The organism is Mycobacterium sp. 3519A, from assembly GCF_900240945.1.
GTDB lineage: Bacteria > Actinomycetota > Actinomycetes > Mycobacteriales > Mycobacteriaceae > Mycobacterium.
In genome coordinates, this window is the sequence record NZ_OESG01000014.1 from 1,041,566 (window position 1) to 1,059,700 (window position 18,135).

At 64.8% G+C, this 18,135-nt stretch carries 6 protein-coding genes (1 of these 6 running past the window's edge); 4 read left to right on the plus strand and 2 right to left on the minus strand.

Features of this window, described 5'->3' with window-relative positions; all coding sequences use genetic code 11:
• The 4 genes from C1A30_RS25900 to C1A30_RS25915 all read left to right on the plus strand — a co-directional run.
• Nucleotides 1-10,987 carry the 3' portion of a hypothetical protein gene (locus C1A30_RS25900; RefSeq protein WP_101951171.1) on the plus strand. 21,302 nt of this gene lie to the left of the window's left edge, so the window shows 10,987 of its 32,289 coding nt (coding positions 21,303-32,289); its start codon lies beyond the left edge, outside the window; its stop codon occupies nt 10,985-10,987.
• Between the two features lie 687 nt (nt 10,988-11,674).
• Complete coding sequence (locus C1A30_RS25905; protein ID WP_101951172.1) at nt 11,675-12,046, plus strand: hypothetical protein; 372 nt, start codon at nt 11,675-11,677, stop codon at nt 12,044-12,046.
• 18 nt (nt 12,047-12,064) lie between these two features.
• Nucleotides 12,065-14,614 carry a hypothetical protein gene (locus tag C1A30_RS25910; protein WP_101951173.1) on the plus strand — a complete coding sequence of 850 codons (2,550 nt, stop codon included), beginning with the start codon at nt 12,065-12,067 and terminating at the stop codon, nt 14,612-14,614.
• A gap of 274 nt (nt 14,615-14,888) precedes the next feature.
• The gene (locus C1A30_RS25915) at nt 14,889-15,572 is read left to right on the plus strand and encodes a hypothetical protein (RefSeq protein WP_142392667.1); all 684 of its coding nucleotides are present in this window, start codon (nt 14,889-14,891) and stop codon (nt 15,570-15,572) included.
• A 19-nt stretch (nt 15,573-15,591) separates the two neighbouring features.
• Here C1A30_RS25915 and C1A30_RS25920 read toward each other — a convergent pair whose 3' ends face one another.
• Both C1A30_RS25920 and C1A30_RS25925 read right to left on the minus strand, forming a co-directional pair.
• Nucleotides 15,592-17,169, minus strand: coding sequence for a GMC family oxidoreductase (locus C1A30_RS25920; protein ID WP_200828434.1), 1,578 nt, complete (start codon nt 17,167-17,169; stop codon nt 15,592-15,594).
• A gap of 3 nt (nt 17,170-17,172) precedes the next feature.
• Nucleotides 17,173-17,994 (minus strand): SDR family NAD(P)-dependent oxidoreductase, encoded by an 822-nt coding sequence (locus tag C1A30_RS25925; protein WP_101951175.1) that lies wholly within the window; start codon nt 17,992-17,994, stop codon nt 17,173-17,175.
• Between the last annotated feature and the right edge of the window lie 141 nt (nt 17,995-18,135).

The window sequence follows — 18,135 nt, forward strand, 5'->3', positions numbered from 1 at the left end:
GGTCGCCGCTCCATCGCCGGAAAATGCGCTGGGGCACCGAGTCGGCCCGGGCAGGCGGCTGGCACGGGCAGTGCGTCGGCGGTGGGCGTTAGCACGGACCCGGTTCGGTGCCGCGGAGCTCGAACCAGTCGGGAACGTGTTGCCCAGCGCACACAATGCGGACTCTCTGGCGGCCCGATACCCGTGGCTATCCGAGGTCAACCCGCATCGGAATTCTGTTGCCGCGGCGACCAATTGCGTCATTTGTGCGATTTCATTCGTCATCTCCGAGCGTGAAGGACGGTCTTTCGAGGCGCCACACACCGAGCAGCTTCCGGGGTTGCATCTCCTGAACTTTCATCGTCAGTCGTTGGGTCTGGGCGAAGACGAGCACCGAGTGTGGCTGATTCCGGACTTCGAGTCCGCAGGGCGGGCAATGACTGCTGCCGGCCCCGGAGCGATGGCGATGATCGCGATCGGCCGGCTAGGCGATGAGGACGCTGAGGACGTGGCGCTGAGCCACGTCTATGTCGTGGTTGTTGATGAGCACGGGGTCAGCTTTTTAGACCCGCAACGAGGCGCGCTGGCGGTTGACCCGATCGATGCGAGCGCTCTGGCGATGCTGCCCTTGACCGCGAACATCACCATGCCTCCGAGCGCGCAGTTGCTCAGCATCGACGATGTCCTAGAGGGCGAGATTGCCGACCATGACGACGCGGCGACGAAACCCCGATTCCGCACCGACCGGACCTGGAACGTGGCGCGTGCCGGGATCACCCGCGATGGCGCGGACTTCACGCCGGGCCGTGTGGAGACGGCGCCACGCACATCCGAACCCGCCACCAGCCGGCAAGCCAGGGACAACGCCGATCCGGGCACACCAGCGTCGGTGAGGCAGGACCCGCTCGGCTCGCCACAGCGCATAAGCCCAGACGAGCAGCCCATCGTCGCCGACCGCGGCGAACCCGACACGGCGGCGGCAGCGGTTGATCCCGTCGAAGAGTCGCCCGCCCACGCCGACAACCGGGGTGTTGCCGAAGGCCTCGCATCGACGTCGGGTTCGGATCCTGCCGTGTCCGTCGCGCAGGATCTGCCCCGAACCGAGCACACCGTGGACCAGATCAGAACGTGGCTGGCCGACATCAACGGTGTTTTCGGCGCGGACCCCGAGCCCGATCATCTTGCAGCTCGTGCCATCAATTGCGGGCAAACGTCATTGGCGGTCTTCGATCGACTGGACGACCGCCCGAGTTTCGCTCGTGCGGGACTGGATTCGATGAGCGCGGCGCAGTTGGGCCAAGCGGTGGGTATGGCCCGGGCGAGTCTGTCACCACGAGCCATCGAGCAGCTGGTGCGCGGACAGGGCCCTGGGGCGCACACGGTGGTGGCTGCCGTGCTCACCGGCGGTGACGATCACTCACCGAGGGTCGGCCACAGCTTCAACATGATGTTCGACGGAGTCCGGTTGTGGGCCCTCGACGGCCAGACAGGGTACGTCGGGCCGTGGCGCTCAGAGCGGCCTGCCGAACATCTCGGCCCACGGTTCGACGTCGATGGCGTCGACTGGCAGGTGTACGCCCCGACACCGCTGCTGTCGGCCAACGAAGTGGCGGCCGTCGCCGACGATGTGCCCTTGGCTGCCAGCTCCAAGCCGTCACCCCTGATGCCTCTGTCGCGCAGCGATGCCGGTCAGTATCGGCGCCCGCCCGACACGGAGAGCCTCACCAACGAGGCCGTGGAAGGTAGCAGTCCGTTCACATTCGCCGAGAAACGGCACGATCTGGCCGATAGCCATCGACGGCAAGTCGAGGATTTGGCCAAGCATCTTCGAGCCCTGGTGCATGCTGGGCACCCGATCACGATGACCATCGAGGGCGGAGGCCGCCGTGCTCACAGTATTGCGGGCCTGAGAAGGGCCAACGCGGTGCGACAGGCTCTGCGTGCGGCACTCGATGACTTCATCGATGACCAGATCGACTATGCGGTACTCAACCGCCGAAACGGGACAAGCGCCTCACCGTTCTCCAACCGCGCCGAAGGCACCCGCGACGTCTACGTGTGGTACAGGGTGGCGCCGGTGCCATCGGCGGCGGCGGCGCGTCGGCATGCCTACGCGGTGGTCAGCCCACAGTTCACCGACGTCGTGGTGCGGCGTGACTTGTCGGCGCGTGAACTGGCAGATGAGAGGTTCGGCTTTCTCACCGACATTGCCCGCGACGAGGACGGCACCCTAGCCGATCGCGCGGTTGACCGCCTGCTGACGACCCTGCGGGAAGAGTTTGCCGGCAACGCGCGCCAAGCCTTCCTCACCGCTGGAGTGCAGCTCCAGGACGGTCTGACGGTCGAGGACTTCAAGGCCCGCTATGACCGGGCTCCGCAGCGCTATCGAGCCGCTTACCCCGAATTGCTGTCCTACCGCGCAACAGGCAAGCCCGACAACGATGCGGGGGCGGGTGACTGGCAACGCGAAGCCACAGAGGACGTCGCCGGAGTGCGGGTCAAGTTCGCGTTCTCAGCCAACGATCCGTTGGCTATTCCTCGTAAAAACCTCGTCACACAGGCCGTCACGATGCTGCGCGACGGCGGATACCGGCTTCCCAGCCAGCTGCAGGTCTTGCTCTGGCCGTACACGCGTCGGCTCCTCGTCGCTCCCACGACAGACGAGTTCGGACAAGCCGCGCTCACGATCACCGCCAACAGCATCAATGGCGACTTCGCCAAAGGCAAGATTGGGTCATTCGCCGCCCCGGGAACGCTCGTCTTCTCTTCATTGATCCTGTCTCCGTATCCGTTCGGCCCTAGTACTCAGTCGGACTCCAGCGTGGTCTCGATGATGGAGCAACCCGGTCTCGGGGTGGTGCTCGGCGAGCTGCTCCAGTGGGCGCATTTTCATCGTTCGCGAAAAACGTACGCAGACCTGCTTTTCACAGAGTTCACGGATGAAGTCAGGCCGACAGTGCGACAAGTCAGTCGCGATGCCGTGATCAATCCGCACAAGTTCGTCGTCGAATATCGTCTAGGCCGACTGCTGGGCCGTACCATGGACGACCCAGCAGTGACCGCCCAGCTCGACGAACTGGACAAGCGCCTCGGCGGAGCATCCGGCCGGAGATCGATCGCAGCACCGGAGCCCAACATCACCGAGCTCGCCCATATGATCAGGCGGTACCCGGTGACGCGGAACGTCAGCGACGACGAAGTGAAGCAGATCGCCGATAGCCTTACGCCTTTCGATCGGTGGCGAGATCGCCGGCATCAGGTGAGGTTGATCGCGACCCGGCTGACAGCTCGCCGGGAACTGTCACCGACATCAGCGCCGCGGACCGACAGCATCGAGCAACCCGTCGCTGTCCCAGGAGTTCACCGCGGCCCTCGCGTCACCCCCGTGATCGACGCGCCCGCCGGCCCGTTGCCCGATGCCGTCCGCCACAAGCATGCAGCCGCGGATGAGCGTTTGGCACGGCATTCGGCTTCCGCACAACTCGATGAGCACGGCCAGGGTACGTCGGTCACGCTCGGCCCTGACCATCAGCCAGCGACGGGTGCCCACGAAGTACCCGCTGATCGCCAACACGAGCCGGCGGGCGGTGTCGACCGACGCCCGTTGCCTCTTCCGCCGTCCGATAGGCCGGTGCTGGCCGCCATACCGCACACCAGTGCCGGTATCGAGGATATCGGTGGGTGGCTCGGTGAAATCAACCGCGACGCCCGCGATGCCGAGGACGGAGCCGGCCTGATCAATTGTGGCCCTGCGACATTGGCGGTTTTCCGACGGTTGGTGGGTTCGGCCGATGCCGAGCGGGCGGGGCGCGAACAACTGAGTCCTGACGAGGTTGGCCTGGCCACCGGGCTGCCTTTGGTGCCCAACACCCCTGACGGCATCGCCGACTACCTGATCAGTCAAGGTTCGGGCGCACACACTGTGGTGGCGATCCGCTTCCAGGACGGCCACGCTCACACGTTCAACGCCGTCTACGACGGCAATGTCGTGTATGCCGTTGACGGGCAGCACAACACCATCGATGTGTGGCCGCCACGGTTGGACCGCGCGGACAATCGTGTGCAGGCGTGGTTTGTCGGTACCGCGTTTCACGGCGACGGGTCGGTTTTCGCCACACCCAATGCGGCCAATGTTCCGACGGCACAAACCGTTTCCCGCCCGGATCCCTCGACGCTGACCGGGAGCACGGGTTCGTCGCGAGATATCGCGGCTGCGCGCCAGCAATCAGCATCGGTGTCATACCCGCCACGAACCGTCTTGCACGGGCTACCCCCGGAAGGTCCGACTTCGGCCGACCCTGCGGTGCAGCAACCGTCCGATCCGGGTCACATCGCATCCACGGCCGTGACACCTGAGCTAGCGGACTGGCCGTTGACCATCCCAGTCTCCGACGCCGAGGACCGGTCTTCTGGGGGCTTGTGGGCCAACGCAAATATTTTGTTCGAGAAAGCCAACGTCACAGTGGACAAGGTCGCCGGCCTCAAACCGGTGACGGCCTACGAACGCATCGACTACGACATCTCCGGCCGGGTGGAACGCGCGAAGCTACCGGCGCAATCGGCATATGACGATCCCTCGATGCGCCACCTCACGGGTTTTGACCGTCGCGGCGACGGTCGGCTCAGCGACGCGGCGGTGCTGGACTACTTGAATGTCCGTAGGGCCGAGTTGAACAGGGTATTGGCCCAAGCTCGCGCCGACGCCGGAGTGTTCGTCGAGGGTATCGATGACGCGGCGCTGCGACAGCTGCTGGAACGCGATCCCGACCGCGCCGACGAGTTCCCGGAGCTTCAGACCTACTTGAGCCGACCCGAACGGATCGAATCCGCCGACCGAAACCCGCAGCTGCCATGGAACATCGAGGAGCGCGAGCTCTCCGGAGTGACAGTGCGGTTCCACTCGATGCCCGGCGATGACACCGCGCCTGCACGGGCCGTGCTCGTCGAGGACGCGCTACATCTTCTGCAGAGCGCCGGGTACCGCCTGCCCGAGCGCCTCAACGTCCACGTCTTGCGTTACCACCGCGCCTTGACCGTCGAATACAACGACGACGGGTCGGCACTGAGGACTGAGGCGATGGGAGTAGTCACCAGCTGGGCCGGCGTGGACTTCCACCCTCCGCACGATCTCGTGATGACCGCAGCGGCGATGCGGCGCCCACCGGTGCAACCGACTGCCTGGAAGTCACCCGACACCCGCATACGGGTCGACGTCGATCTGTGGGGCTTGGCCGCCACCGTGCACGAGCTGATGAGCTGGCTGTACTTCCAGCAGCGGCCACGCACGTTTGCCGACCTGGAGAGTGCGCAGTTCGTCGACGCCGCCGATCGAGAAGCCGCAGGCACGGTCAGCGAGTTCGCTGCGCAGGACCCGGCGAAGTTCGTGGCGGAGTACGCCACGGCGCAGCTCATGGAGCGCCATTTCTCCGCGGCCACGACTAAGCAGCTCGATCGGCTCTACCAGGCGCTGGGCGGACCACCCACCGGTCGGGCCACGTCGGTGGGAGTAAGCCGGACGCGATCCCATGACAACGTGGGGGTCGCCGAGCTCACCGAAGCGCAACGGCAGGTGACGGCACTCATCGGGCGGCAGGGTCAGCCGGGCGAGGTCAGGGTGCCGCAGCCGGTGCTGGAGACCCTGGATCGACTGCAGCGCGGCGTCCCCGGCGACGGCCGCCAGGTCGGGCGTCTACTGGCCGGCGTCGAAGAACTCACCGGTCGACCAGTGGTCGTGCCGCAAGGACAGCGCCTGCTGTTCCGCCCGTCGACGACAGAAGACAACACCCCGACGCAGGCCTGGGGTTGGAGATGGTTTGACACGGTGACTGCGTCGGAACCGACGGGCTACGAAGGGGTAGCACCCGACCTGGAGGACACCGTCCAGCGGCTAGCGGTATCCGAGCGCGAACGTCCGCCGCGCCATCTCGCCGCATTCACCCGTCGCCGCGACGGTCGGCTCCCTGATGAGGCGGTACTCGCTTACCTGCACGACGAGCAGGCTCTCTTGCATCGCCTACTGGCCGACGTGCGGTCCAAGGGCAGGGTGGCGGCCGCCGGAATCGGGGACGCGACGATTCGCGAAGGGCTCACCTCGACCACGCGACGCAGTTACCCCGAGCTGGAAACCTATCTGAGCCGGGCCGACCTGCAGGCCACCGTGGATCACAATCCTCAGCTGCCGTGGCACGTCGACGTTCAGGCGCTGTCCGGCGTCGAGGTCCACATCTATTCAATGCCGGGCGATGACACCGCGGGTCCGCGCCAACGCCTCGTCGAGCGCGCCTTGGGCACGCTGCGCCAAAGCGGATACGTCCTACCTGAGCGCCTCAATGTGCACTTGCCGCGCTATCACAGGGTGCTCGACATCGGCGTCGGCCGGGGCGGGGAACTCGAGGTCAGACCCACCAGCGTCACTGATGTGGTTGACCACAGCAGCATGGGCGGCTTCTTCGCACCGAACGACTTGGTCCTGACCTCGTTGACCGGCGCGCGGGACCTGACCGGCTACGCCACGGCGTCACTGCTGGAGGACTCGGGTTTCGCCGCTACGCTGCACGAGTTGCTGCACTGGTTGCACTATCAAGGCCGGCCCCGCACGTTCACCGATCTTGACCGGACGGCTCTGCAGCCACCCCAGCAGTCCGTGACGCGGGCGCTGGGCGGCGACCCCATCGTCAACCCGGTCCTTTTCGTCGCCGAATACGGTCTGAGCCGGCTGCTGCAGCGACCATTCGCCCCCGAATCCGCGCAGGCGCTCGAGCAACTCCACCACCAGCTGGGTGGAGCGATCCCCCGACCGACGGCATCCGCACCTGCGGCGACGCTGACCGTTACACAGTTCAACGATTTGACCGAAAGGGTTCACCGTACGCGGGGCTGGGCATCGGCAAGCCCGCAGCAGATTCAAATGGCTTACGACCAGATGGCGCTGTTCGACCAGCTGCGCGAACCGCAGGCGCGCGCCGATGTGCTCACGTCGTTACTCAGTGAACAGCTGATCAGGCTTTTCGATGCGGTGCACAACCATCCGGGGCTTCAATCGCTGACGTTTGACGAGGTCGCCGAGGCGTGGGCGGCGCTACCTGCGCCGACGCAGGGCTCGGCCGACACCTTTGAGAGCCTCGAGCAGCGCCTCATCGATGCGCTCGCCTCCCGACCTCCTGCCGCAGCGGTGGCCGACTGGTCCGCCACCCAGCGCGCGGAGCTGCTGACCCTGGTGCGGGCGCAACCCGGGCTGGGCGACGTCACACGCGACGAGGTCCTCGATGCCGACAGTAGGCTCGCCCCTCCCGTGCGCCGGACGATCCTGACCGCGCGAGCTCAGCCGTTGATCGCCACCCTGCGCCGGTGGGCGCCTGCCGGACGCGTGGCCGACTGGCCGGCCGATCGGCGCGCCGAGCTGCTGGCCATGGTCCGTGCGGAGCCCGGTTTGGGCGACGTCACCGAGCACGAACTGATCGACGTCGATGCGGGGCTGCCCGTCGCAGGTCGTCGGGTTCCCCTCTCGGCGCGCGCGCAGCCGTTGATCGCCACCATTCGCGGGGAAGCGTTGGGCGAATGGAGCGCCCTGGCGCTGCGCGATCCCGCTAGCAGCGCGTCGATCGAAGCTACGGTGGGCGCCGAGCTGCGGGGCACATACCCCGACGTCGAGGAACTTGGCGACCTCATCAGAGTGGCCTACGGCCGCCTCGTCCGAGCCGGCATCGGCGAATCAGAAACGTTGCCGGCGGATCTCATCCGCCATCTCGACAGCAGCGACGCACCGTCGGGACAACAAGACCTCGCGCTCCGTCAGTCCGTCGTCGACACAGCCCGGGCACACAGTCGGGTCTCGGACACGGCAACTCGTCCGGACCAGCCGTCATCTCGTCCCGAACGGTCGGTGCAATCGGTGACGGATGCGTGGGACCGGTTGAGGACTGCAAATCCTGGCCTGGCACGGGATGTGGTGTCCGTTGTCGGCGCGCGGTTGCGAAGAGCCGGTGTCGAGAAGGGGCCCGTCGAGGAGGTGATCGCGCGGGCATATGGGGAGCTCGAGCAACGGGATGATTCACGGACGACTGATGCGCACGGCGAGGAACTCTCGGGTGCGCTGTTCACGCTGATCGCTTACGGGCTGGACCGGGTGCGGATGCGGGGTGGCGCGCCCCGCGGTAGCGCGGAAGATGCGCCGAGTCGTTCGGGTACGGCGTCGGGATCTCAGTCTCGACAGCCGGCTACCGACCGCGACCCTGTGGCAGTTGCCGAAGGGCTGGAGCCCGTCGAGGTTCCCGCCAATGGGTGGTGCCTGCTGTATTCGGTGTTGGGAAGTACCCCGCGACACTTGTGGCCGGCTCAGATCGTGGAGGCCATACCCCGACACCGACACCGTGGAGAGTCCGCCCTCCATGCCGCCGCCACGGCGCTGAGAAATATGGTCCTCAACGACGTGTTGCGAAGAGGCCGTCAGGGCCTACCGGTGGATGCGCTGCGTCAGTACCGTTCTGCTGCGTACAGCGTGATTCATTCGGACCTGTCCGAGGTCGTCGAGGACGTGCTGGTCGCGCGGCTACGGCAGCTGGGCGCGCGGGACGAAGATGTGCAACGGATAGCCGGCGGTGAACCGGACCGGCGTCGTGAGCGCATGCTGGACGCGGCGGCTGGGCTGGCACTCCAGCGTGAGTTGCCATCACAGCACTATCAGCGTCTGCTCAGCGCGCTCGCGCGTTGGGTTCCAGAAGCGGATGCCTGGAATGCCGACGTAGGGGAGATGTTCCCATCGTTGGTGGCTCACACGCTCGGGGTGCGGCTGCGGATCGTGGTGCCCCAACAAGGGTCGCGGCGGGTTGAACCGGTTGAGTACGCCGTGGTGGGACCGGCAGATGGACCGGTTGTGACCGTGTTCTACAACGGCATCGATCATTACAACGCCAGCAGTGCCGAACGCATAGCGCCCCAAGGGGTCACACCACCTGTGCCGATGGCACCTGCCCCGCACGCGGGGGACGGGCACCACGCGCACCCGCGCAGAAGTGGCCGCCTGCACAGCGCCGGGAGGGGCGCGGTCCAGGAGGGCCTGCCGGTCGCTCGGCTGACGGATGTCGTCGCGTCGAGAACGAACAACACAGCCGCCGGAGGGACAGCCATCCACGCCGAAGCCGATGCGGCTCCCACGCAACGTGCTCCGAAACGACCTGGACCCGCCAGTAAAGCCGACTCCGCGCCGAAACGCCCCAAGAATCAGCCCGACGAGGCGGCGACGGAACCCGAACCGTTCCTTGACCTGACTGCTGAGCAGGTCAAGAGAATGCTTCTCGCCCTGGAGCAGAGGCAAATACAGCTCAGACAGCCATTAAGACCGGGCGCCCGTGACTCGATCGCTAAGGACCTCGTCGGGACCGAGGCCGCGGCTGTGTGGCTGTCACCGAGGTCCTGGTACACCCTCGGGTTGGCGAGACACCTCGGGGCCATGCCGGATTATCTCCAGCACCGGCAGGAGATCTGGGAAGTTCAGCAACGGCTCCACCCCGGGGAGGTTGCCAGCACCACACGGCGCATCACTCCTGGGTGGGGGCTCACTATCTCGCCAGGATGGCAATCCAAGCGGATCGTCTTCCCCTCAAGATGGAAAGTCACGGAGGTCACAGCGCACTACAGCGCCGATGGGCTCATCACCGTTTCAGCCGGTAACAGGATTCTCGGCCAATTCCAGGACGAACCCGGTCGCGACGTCTGGAAGGTCGGCGACATCGATCCGTTCGGCAAGTCGACAAGAACGATCAGCAGTAACGGTAATTTGCGGTACGCCGTCAACGGCCAGGAACGAATCTTTCACTTTCCTCCGAAGCGGAGGGGCTCCCTGGTGAGCGTGACATTTGCCGGCGACGAGGTGTCGGTCCAGCACGACGACGGCCAGGTGACTCGCTACACGGTGGTGCCGGGCGTGACCTATTACCCGTATCCGCGTGAGGCGCAGCCGCCCGACGGTGCCGAATCGGCCGGGCCTTCGTTCTCGTCGCTGCCCGCCAAGCGGGAGCCATCGCCGCTGGGGCCGGTTTCGCGGCCACCCAACACGCTGAGCCTCGATGCGCCCGTCGATCAGGCGCGCTCGGCATTCGTCGAGCAGCGGCCTCGGGTCTTCGACGTTGACGCCGACAGGTGGGAGTGGGAGCCGGTCGTTGACGCTGCGGGCCAACTCCATTCGATGATTGTTCGACATCGCATGGAGCCAGTCGCGGAACACGACCTGATATTCCCGCTGCGCGATCCGGACGATCCGCTGCGGCGGGTGCATCCGCACTTCGCCGATGAGCGCGGCAACATTTCTGCCAACGTGCGTGTCGAACAGGTGAAGGCGCGTTTCGTCCCGACGAGTCTGGGGCTCAGCCGTAGCCGTGTAACTTCCAGCCTGCAAGCCGAAGTGCAGGAAGAATTGCGGCGCCAGATCAGCAATTCACGTGCAGGCGCGTCACCGGAGCCTACTTTCCTGTCGACGCGCACCATGACACGAAAGCTGACAGATGCCGACGAGTTGCTCGAGCACGAACGGGTGCTGATCGGCCAGCACGGCCTGTTCGTGCGTGCCGACCTACAACCCGATCAGGTGACCGGACGCGACGGTCACATTCTGGGCATCTACATGGGGGCGTTGTTACGCAGCGTCGACGACGAGCGACGGGTTCAAGCCGTTCATCCCAGCTTCGGGGACTACTTGATCGATTCGACCACCAGTCGGTCTCGGCCCGCGGCCTATTCCGGCTTGGGCGCCACCAACGGCGTGGCTTTTGCCAACACGCCATTACGTCCGGACGCGGGGGGCTACGACGAGAGCAGGATCAATTCCGTGTTCGTCGCTTTCGACGTCAAAATGACTGACAACCGAGGTGTGACGCGCACGGAGTCCGTTGTAGCCCTGATCGGGCTGCCCAATCTTCGTCCCGGCGACCAGATCCTGGTCAGTTACGGCAAGGCGTATCTGCCCTCGTTCCGTAAGGCTGCGACCGCCGTAAAGCCAGAACCATCGGAATAACGGACACACTTTCAGGATAGAAACGCACTGGGCCGCAAGCGGTCTGGCCGCGGATCGCAGACACTGCGGCAGCCCTACCGCCCAATCCTCAACTGAGGCAACCTGGTCCGTGGAGGCCAGTCAGCGCCCACCGGCCGTCGTGGTGTTATGCGACGCGTGTGGACGCCGCGCGACGAGACCCTCCGAGGACAGTGTCGTGAACCTGGCTGCGCAAGAGCCTCCGATTGGGGTGCGCGCGGCGACCAAGCGGATGGCTGCCGCAGGCGAGCGACCTCGCCGTATTGATCGGATCAAAGATCGCCATCCAAAGTTCGCACGGGCGCCGCGATACCCGCATCACGGCACGCCCATACACTGACTGCGTGGGTCGGCTCCAGCACCCAACCAGGGTGTTCATCGACTTGCAACGTCCAACCCCTCACTGCGCCAGCGGGTTTCGCTGCCACATGCGGATCCCGTGATTTCAGACAGTCAGTCGAGCCTGAAGGAGGCGACGGTGCGGCCTTCTCGGCGAGCCGATTATGCGATATGCGAAAGGTGCTGGCACTGATGCGAGGATCTCGAGCGTGATCGCCGGTCGGCCGGCCACCAGGGTCTCGCCGCCAGCGCGTCGCGGCGTGTCGCTCATTGGCCGTACGTTGGCTCAGTCAGCTCGGCGGCCACAACCTCCTCACCGATTGGATACGCATGGCATCTGACGATTCACCCCCTTCGCCCACCCCACCACCGACACCGTCGATCGCCGATCTCACCAAGGAGATACAGGACCTGCAAAAGCACGCTGACCTCGTCTTGGATGCGGATACGGCGAAAAAATATCTGGGCTACATCGACGATTTCAAGGAGGTTCTCCAGAATGCGGGCGGCCTCATGTATTTGGTAACCGGAATGGGCAATCCGGGCACCTTGGCGTCGGCGCAGGAAACGAAGCGCCACCTCTTACTCGATATTTCCGGCAATGACGGCATCATGATGTTGCATGCAAATTACTATAAATTTCTTGATGAGTTCCAAACACTCGTACATAAGTCCACAAAAGGACTCATCGACAACGGCTAGCAAGAAGGTTCGTGTGCCATGGGGCTGACGCCAGAACAAATCGCCAACGCCGATCCGCCGATCCCTGATGGCGTCAACAATCCCGACCTCTCGCCGCTTGGCGACGGCACCTACATCCTCAACAACGCTCACGACCTCGCGGATTGGAAGATCCCTTTCCTCGGTCAAGACCGTATTGTCAGTCTGTCGAAAGACGACATCGACAAATACGCGAGTGACTTTCGGCCCGACCAAATCGGTGAATTCACAGATAAACAGATCAGTGGTCTCAGCAGCGGTACGCTGAACAAGTTGGATCTGAGCGGCCTCACCGAACAGCAAGTCCAGAAGCTGTCTCCCGATCAGATCAACGGTTTGCCTTGGGAGTGGCGCGCCAAATTCACCTCCAACGGGTGGATACCCGACACGACATCGAAAAGTGACTGGACGCATTTCGTTCCCGGTTGGTGGGACGACAGTGATCTGCAAAACGAATCCGAAGTCGATCTGAACAATCTCGACCCGCTGAATGCGAAAAAATCTCCCTCGGGCGTGGTTGCAGAAAATCCCGGCAGCCTCAGTTACTGGGATCTGCATCAGGCCTTCAAAGACGCCGACGGCAACCTCGGCCACGACTACCCGACGCTGTGGAACACCATCGCACAGACTGTTTCGGACGGCTTGACCACATTCAAGGAAAATCTCGAGAGCGTGCACGCGTCCGGGAAGTGGAAAGGCGACACCGCCGATGCCGCGTGGGCCAATATCAATAGTTCATTCAACATCCCCACCGCCATATATTCCGGTGCGGCGGCGATGAGCCATCTGGTTTTCGCGCTCGACAAAACGGTCTTCCAGATGAAGTGGTACATCGAGGGGCCCGATGGCCAGCAGCCGAACCACTATCAAGACGCGCTCAACTATTACCAAGCTCACGCCGACGAAATCAACCAGGTCTACAACCACTTTGCGGCATCGCTGATGGCGAAGGTCTACGTGCCGGCGATCAACGGAATCGCGAAAAGTACCCCGGACTTCCCCATCCCGCCCGCCACGACCAACGGCAACGGCAGCGGCGACGGCAACGGTGACGGCAACGGAGGCAAGAACACTCCAACTCCGCCACCCCTACCGAACCTCGGTGGTGGCGACGGCAACAACAACAACAAGACGCCGTCTCCCGATGACATTCCGCCGCCCAACCTCGGAGGTGGTGACAACAACGGGATCAAAACGCCGTCTCCCGATGACATTCCGCCGCCCAACCTCGGTGGAGGCGACGGCAGTGGTAACAATCTGTCAGCCTCCGGCGACGTTCCCCCACCAAACCTTGGCGATGGCGGTCTTGGTGGTGGCGGGAATGGGCAGATACCGTCGCCCGGCGACATCCCCCTGCCAAACCTCGGTGGCGGTCTTGGTGGTGGCGGGAATGGTCAGGTACCGTCGCCCGGCGACATCCCCGTGCCAAACCTCGGTGGCGGCGGGAACATACCTACGAATCTTGACCTTCAGAACGGGCCCCCGCCGAATATTGGTGAGGGAACCGGCATTCCGGGCGATGGATCGCAGTTGCCCGGCCCCAACACCCCGCCGATCGGCGATGGGGCCGACGGCAGCAATCCCGGGTCGCCCGATGGCAACGTTCCGTCGCCCACCGACTTGAGTCAACTGCTGCAGAACCTCGGCGGCGGGCCATCCGGCAACGGTCAGGATGGTTCCGGTAACTTCCCGTCTGGCCTCGGTGGTCTCGGCAACATCGGATCTGGCCTCAGCGGTCTCAGCAACCTGAGTTCCGGCCTCGGCGGACCCGGCAAGGGGGGATCTGGCCTCGGCGGTCTGTACAACTTGGGTTCTGGCCTCGGCCCAACCGGCAATGGTGGGTCCGGCCTGGGCGGTGTGAACAACCTTGGGTCTGATCCCGGCGGGACCAGCGGTCTGCCCGACCCCAATGCGCCCGGAAGCAATCCGCTCCAAAACACCTCAGCGCCAGGGCAAAACGGCCTGACGGGCCCCTTGGACGCCGGCGGTCAGGCGCTGCAACAAGCACTGGGTTCGGCCGGCAAGGGAGGCCTCGGCGGAGCCGGCCTCGGACCCCAGAATCTTGACGCCCTACCCAAGGGCTTGACCTCCATGCCAGACGGAGGGGGGTCGGCTGCGCGGATCGGGGCCGGCGGTAGCGGTCTGTCGGGGCCTGCGGGCGCACCGATTGCCGGCACAAGCCGACTGCCAGAACTCGACCACTCCGGCCTCAACCCGGCTGGCATGGGAGGGACGCCGGGTGCGCCGAACTCGGCTCAGCAATCGGCAGGCGGCGGCGTGCCCGGCGGCGGCGGAGGCGGCGGGCAACGCGGAGCAGAAGGCAAAGGTAAAGAGCACAAGGCAGCGAAAGCGTTGCGGAGCAAGAGGAACGGCGAGCTTGCCATGGGCGAGGTCAACGCCGTTGTTCCCGTCATCGGTGACGACGGTTCTGATCCCGAACCACCCGCCGTTCCGGTGGCGCCCGCCACGCCGGTGGCACCTCCGTCGCGGTGGACGGGGCCTGCGCAGCGCCCGAGCCCAATCACGAGCGAGCAGCGGGCTCAAGCATGACGCCGGCTGCTCTCAGCACCGCCACACGATCGGGTCCACGCCAGCGGGACAGACGTGAGTATCCGAAACTGCTGGCGTCCATCAATTCCCAACGAAACACCGGCGGGCCGCCGGATCAAGAGCGCAGTTCACCGGGTTTTTATTGGTTCGGTGATCAGACAGGAGTGAGAGTCGCGTGGGTGGCGTTCTGATCAGTCAGGTGGGGTCCCTCGACCTGCTGGATCTAGAGTGCATCGGGCGGCTTCACGGTCGCCAGTTCTTGCCGTTCCCGTTCATGGCTAGCGGCCCGTCGCGATTTGCAACGGTTGATGAGGCCGACTCGTACGCAAGGACGATTCCGGACCGGTTCAACTACGGTGATCTGAGCAATCTGCAGCGATGCTTGGTCGCCTACCGCGACGCCGATATCCGAGTGGTTTGTCATGTTCAGTACATTCCCAACGACACGCCCAGCGTGCGGGCCATCGGATTTCGCGCCGCAGAACAGGGCTTCTTCGCTGAGCAGCGACCTGACGCCGATGTCGTTGACTTCTACACGGTTTCGCCGTACGACCTGGGTGCGGCTATCTCCGATGCGGTCCGGCTCGGCGAGCCTGGCCGACATGAGCGGGTGGTGGGCCCCGAGTACCTGCGCCCGCGCTCGGCTCAGTTCGACGCCGGCAGTGTCCACGTCGCCGATCAACGGCGGTCGACCTACGACACCATCATCGGCGAAGACCAGGTGACGGCCTACGGCAGGGTGCAAAGCGACTGGCGCACCGCGTGGAAGTGGAGCTACGCCTATGACAAACCCATCGGTCAGTTCATCCGGGTTGTCGATGATGGCGAGTACCTCTACGACCTGGAGGGCTGCGGTGCCAAGCCGCTGACAAAACCGCTTCTCAGCAAGCGAATCGACGAACTCATTGCAGAGGATGTCGCCGTCCTGCGGGAGATGAGGGCGGCGAGCGGCCTTTAGCCGTGCGACCGTCCTGGCGTCAGGTGGACTGGATGAGCTCGGCCGCGCGCTCGGCGATCGCAACGACGGTGGCGTTGGTGTTGACGCCGACGATTTCGGGCATCACCGAGGCATCGACCACGCGCAGGCCCTGCACACCGTGCAGCCTCAGTTCACCATCCACGACGGCCATCTCGTCGGTGCCCATTCGGCACGTTCCGACCGGGTGGAACGAGGAACCGGTCGATTGTCGCAGGTACCGATGAATTTCACTGGCACTGTTGACGTTCGGGCCCGGCAGCACCTCCTGTAGCCGCCACGGCGCGAATGCCTCGGTCTCCCCGATGCGGCGGGTGATTGCCAAAAACTCGGCCATGGCCACCAGATCGGCGGTGTTGGTGTAGAAGCACGGATCGACCAGCGGCGCCGTATCGTGGTGGCGGTCTGCGAGCCGTACCGACCCGCGGCTGGCGGGCGGCGCCTGATGGGAGAACGCGAGGGTGTACCCCAGATCGGGCATCCGGGGAGCCAGCGCCGTCTCCGTGGAGACCGGCCCCACCGGGAAGTCGAGCATCATCACGAACACGTCCGGGGCGGGATCGGCGAAATGGCCGCTTCGCAAAAGCGCCGCGGTGCGACAGACGCCGTTGCTCGACGACTGCATCGGCTTGCTCGAGGAGTACACCACCCGACTCTGGATGTGGTCCTGAAGGTTCTCTCCGACACCCGGCAGGTCAACTACGGGTTCGATCCCGACGTCGTGAAGATGCGCCGCCGGGCCGATGCCCGACAGAAGCAGCACTTTCGGTGATCCGATCGCCCCGCATGCCAGGATCACCTCGCGCTCGACGCTGACGGACTCGTGTCGGCCATCAACGGTGAATTCCACTGCTACGCAACGATCACCCCGGATTACCAGCCTGCTGACGAAGGCCCCGCCCACGATGTCCAGATTGGCTCTATGTCGTTGCGGAGCAAGATAAGCATCAGCGGCGCTCTGCCGGCGGCCCTCGACGATGTTCATGTCGAATTGGAACGCGCCCACCTGGACATGTCCATTGATGTCGGCGGTGACGGGGAATCCGGCTTCCACAACGCCGGCGTGGAAAGCCGGTGCTCCGTCGGTACCCGAGTCGACGGGCCCCACACGCAGCGGCCCCCGCAAGCCGCGAAGGTCCCCGTCGCCTGAAGTCGCTGTCTCGCTGCGCTTGAAGTGGGGCAACAGATCGTCATAACTCCAGCCCGTCAGACCGTAGTCGGCCCAGCGGTCGTAGTTGGCGCGGTGTCCACGAATATGTGCCATGGCGTTGATGGAGCTGGATCCACCCAGCACACGGCCGGCCGACACGAAATGTTCGGTGTCACCGGTGCCCGACTGGGGAACGGTCCGGTAGCACCAGTCGAGTTGTGAGCCCATCAGTTGCAGCGGAAAGGCATCCGGCGACGAGACCACGTCCGGTGGCTCGACGGGGCCGGCCTCCAGAAGCAACACACTGGCGCCGCTGGGCGCGAGGCGTCCGCCCACCACGCACCCTCCGGTTCCGCCTCCGATGATGACGTAGTCATACGACGACAACAACACGGTTCCTTTCAGCTGCACCCCGTGGGGCGACTGCACACGTCATCCTTGCGCTTGGACCGTGACAGGCTCCCACTCCTCCCAGATCTGCAGCCGCTGTTCATAAGCCGACCGCACGAGGCGCAGGATCGCCGGGCCGAATATGACACGCAGCGGTGGCGCCTCCGCGTCGACGATCCGCAGGATGGCGTCCCGGGTGGCAGTCGGATCACCTGGCTCCCCGAGGAACTCGGCGACCATACGGGTCGCCTCGCGGCGCACATTGTCATAGGCGGGCAGTGGGTCGGCATGGATGACCGAATCCTTGAATTCGGTCGAGTACAGGCCCGGCTCGACCAGGGTCACGCGGATGCCGAACGGTTCGACCTCTGCCGCGAGCGCCTCAGAGAATGCCTCCAGCGCATGTTTGGAAGCGCTGTAGAGGCCGACGCCGGGAGCGGCCGTCACACCCGCGCCGGAGGACACCTGTAAAAGGTGCCCGGACCGCTGCGCGCGCAAGATGGGCAAGACTGCCTGGGTAACCCACAGCGCGCCAAACACATTCACGTCCATCTGCTCGCGCGCCTGCTGCTCCGTCACCTCCTCGACGAACCCGTATTGGCCGTACCCCGCGTTGTTGACGACGATGTCAAGGCCCCCGAAATGCTCGTGGGCCCTTCGCACCGCGTCGAACACGGCGCAGCGGTTCGTCACGTCGAGTTCAATCGGCAGGAGCGACTCGGGATGCCGGGCTTTGAGCTCGTCGAGTCTTGAAGCGTTGCGCGCGGTTGCCGCGACGCGGTCCCCCCGCTGCAACGCTGCCACCGTCCACTCCTGACCGAAGCCGCGGGCCGCGCCGGTGATGAACCACGTTTTCGACACAATGCGTTCCTTTCCTCGCCACCCACACTGACGCTGAACGGCGCTGCCCGCTATTGATGGTGTCGAGCCGGACGATAAGACCGGACATCTGCGCGACTGGTATAAGCCGAGCGCCCTCCGGTGACCGCGCGGCTGACCGCACTA

Bases quoted from the DNA above. Each gene is read 5' to 3' on its own strand.
- C1A30_RS25905 (WP_101951172.1), top strand. From the start codon at position 11,675: ATGGCATCTGACGATTCACCCCCTTCGCCCACCCCACCACCGACACCG.
- C1A30_RS25910 (WP_101951173.1), top strand. From the start codon at position 12,065: ATGGGGCTGACGCCAGAACAAATCGCCAACGCCGATCCGCCGATCCCT.
- C1A30_RS25915 (WP_142392667.1), top strand. From the start codon at position 14,889: ATGGCTAGCGGCCCGTCGCGATTTGCAACGGTTGATGAGGCCGACTCG.